Here is a 1,100-nt window from a genome sequence, read left to right as displayed (position 1 = left end):
TTCTTGGAGATTTTCTATTGACGGTTGATGAGATCGACATCGTGGTATTGAGCGCGAGATCGTATCAGAGGACGTTTGTTTCTCTCCGTTCAGAGTGTGAAGACAATGACGTCGCTGAGGTTGTACGAGAGGCACTCAATGATCGAGGTCTGGGTTATGGTGGCGGTCACGCTCATATGGCGGGTGGTGTGATTAATCAGCGGTTCAAAATGGCCGATGAACTTGCCTATCTTTATGAGTTGATTCGGCCTCGATTAACACTCAGCTAGTGTCATCAATACAAGATAAAAAATGCCCTATGTTCATAGCGAAATAGGGCATTGTTCTTTTAAAAAACTGAGATTTACTGTGAGTTAGTCGTACATCAGTTTTTTAGCTTTCTCTTCATCAAACTCTTTAAGGTGTTTTCTCGCGAGATGTCTAAACGGCAGCGCCTTGACCATCTCTTCGAAAGGTTGAATCGCGAATGCCCAGAAGATAGAGCCATCGAATCCGAAAATGATCAAAGCACACAGTGGAATCGAAACGATCCATTGACCGGTGAAGTTAATCTTAAATACTGCCGTGGTTTGACCTAATGCTCTCAATACGTGGCCGTGAACTGTGTTGTAGCCTCGGACAAGCGGCAGAAAGATATAGAGAGGTGCAATCACCGTTAGAGCGTCATAGGTTGCGCTATCCAGATCGGGATAGATATCACCAATGAAGAAACTCAGTGCGATAAAGAAGAACATCGACAGAATCGAGATGATCACCGCGATATCGATACTGGCATCAACATTCTTTCTTAGATCGGTCATCTGCTTTGAACCAATCGCTTGGCTGATTGTGATAGCAGACGAGTGAGCCCAAGCGGTAATAAACTGGGTCCCAGCGCGAATCCAAGGCATGACCAAGGTAATCGCTACATAAGCGTTGATATTAAGCTGCGTGTAAAGCAGTTGGTAAATGGTCGCGCCAATCGACAGCATGGTGACATTCGCAGCGACGGGGAATATCTCTTTAAAGTGATTAACTACATTGCGTGAAAAGTCAGAGCCGAAAGCGTTCAGCGACACTTCAATGCAGTTCTCAAATCGAATACACAAATAGAGGTATAC

The 1,100-nt window shown here is 44.8% G+C and carries 1 protein-coding gene and 1 pseudogene; one reads left to right on the top strand and one right to left on the bottom strand.

Annotation, left to right across the window (positions count from 1 at the left end; translation table 11 throughout):
- Window positions 1-269 (top strand): annotated as a pseudogene (locus tag KIV40_RS35175) (DHHA1 domain-containing protein); the annotation flags it as partial.
- Between the two features lie 84 nt (window positions 270-353).
- Here the strand turns inward: KIV40_RS35175 and KIV40_RS35170 are convergent.
- Window positions 354-1,100 (bottom strand): MATE family efflux transporter (locus KIV40_RS35170; RefSeq protein WP_285354116.1); only part of this gene is annotated, 747 nt, incomplete at its 5' end.

It is taken from the genome of Vibrio sp. D173a, from assembly GCF_030248475.1.
This window is presented reverse-complemented; position numbering and strand designations above follow the sequence as displayed.